Raw genomic sequence first — 1,570 nt, 5'->3', positions numbered from 1 at the left:
GAGCCGTAATGGCAAACTCCTGCCTGACGATGCTCAATATCAGAGGCAGCAAGTTGGTTTCAAAGGAAGATTTCATGCTGAAACCGTGCTCTTCACTGACATGGTCTAAGAATTCTCGATGAAAATATCCGTGCTGAAACATCACCAATTCATGCTCGAAAAACTCATCAAACGTTATGGCTTCGCGCTGCGCTAGCTCATGCTCGGGAGCAACAACGGCCACCATTTGGCTGCTGAACAAATGGTCCGTTTCTAGATCTTCAGGTACGTCGTCACAGCTGATCACTCCGATATCGAGTTGTCCATTGAGCAACATTCGACGAATAGACTGAGTGCCAGCCTCAACAAGCGTCAGTTTTAGATCGGGAAACTGACTCTTAAACGCCATCACGATGCGCGGGAAGAAGTAACTCCCCATCATAGAAGGCGTGCCGAGGCGAACTTCTCCTTTCGCTAAACCTTTTAGTTCATCAATCGCTAATTGCGCATCGTGCAGTTGTTGAATCACTCGCTGCGCGTGAATGAGTAAGGTTTCCCCCTCTTTCGTTAGGCTGATTTTCTTATCTTCACGACGAAACAACGTCACGCCGAGTGACTGTTCGAATTTTTTTATCGAAATGCTTAACGCTGGTTGCGCGATATGAAGTGCCTTAGCTGCGTGGGTGATATTGCCATGCTCAGCGACAGCCAGAAAATGTTTCAGTTGTTTCGATTCCATAAGATCAAAAATATATCGTATCCATATTTTTAATATATTTTTTTAATCCATATCCAACTGATAGATTGATCACAATCTCCTTTATTGCTCCTATCAGGCAGGAAACATGGTCAGCTTTGGTACTCCGGAATACAAACGCATTACGCTATCTCTGGCGCTTGGTTCTTTTTTGGTTTTTTCTAACCTATACCTTTTACAACCTATGCTGCCGACCTTCGCAACGCTGTTTTCCATTTCAGAAACGCAGGTTAACTGGTTGTTTGCTGCCTCAACGTTAGCGCTTTCATTCAGTTTGGTGCCAATGGCGGTCTTGTCCGAATCCATTGGTCGTAAGCCAGTCATGATGGTTGGCTTATTCTCTATTCCTGCCATTTCTGCGTTGATGCTACTCGGAGACTCATTTATATTTTTGGTGGCATGCCGAGCATTAATCGGAATCGCTTTAGCCGCATTTGCCGCTGGTGCCGTCGCATACATGGCAGAAGAACTTGATAAGCACGCATTTTCAATGGCCATTGGTACTTACATTGCAGCAAACTCATTAGGTGGTATCGCAGGACGTATTAGCGGCGGTTTGTTAGCGGATAACTTTAGTGTCGATGTCGCCATCGAAGTCATGATGGTTGTAACACTGATTGGCGTAATCTGCGTGCACTACTTATTGCCAAAACAACGTAACTTCACACCGTCATCCAGCAGCTTAAGACACCAAAATCGCGCCATTATTGGTCACTTCCGAAATCAGCGGGTTTGGTTTGCAATGCTCATCGGCGGGCTTAACTTTGCGTTGTTCGTCAATCTTTACTCAGTGATGGGCTTTCGTTTGGTTAGTGCGCCGCATAACGTTCCGGT

2 protein-coding genes are annotated in these 1,570 nt (G+C 45.6%); one reads left to right on the top strand and one right to left on the bottom strand.

Annotated elements, in window-relative coordinates:
- Positions 1-718: LysR family transcriptional regulator (locus tag R7Q47_RS24000; RefSeq protein WP_318089679.1), on the bottom strand; the 718-nt coding region annotated here is incomplete at its 3' end.
- Positions 719-824: 106 nt separating this feature from the next.
- Here R7Q47_RS24000 and R7Q47_RS23995 point away from each other — a divergent pair.
- The coding region (locus tag R7Q47_RS23995; RefSeq protein ID WP_318089677.1) for an MFS transporter at positions 825-1,570 on the top strand (746 nt) is incomplete at its 3' end.

The organism is Vibrio sp. Vb0349 (assembly GCF_033338975.1).
Note: the sequence above shows the minus strand (reverse complement) of the source record. Positions and strands in the feature narration are given on the sequence as shown.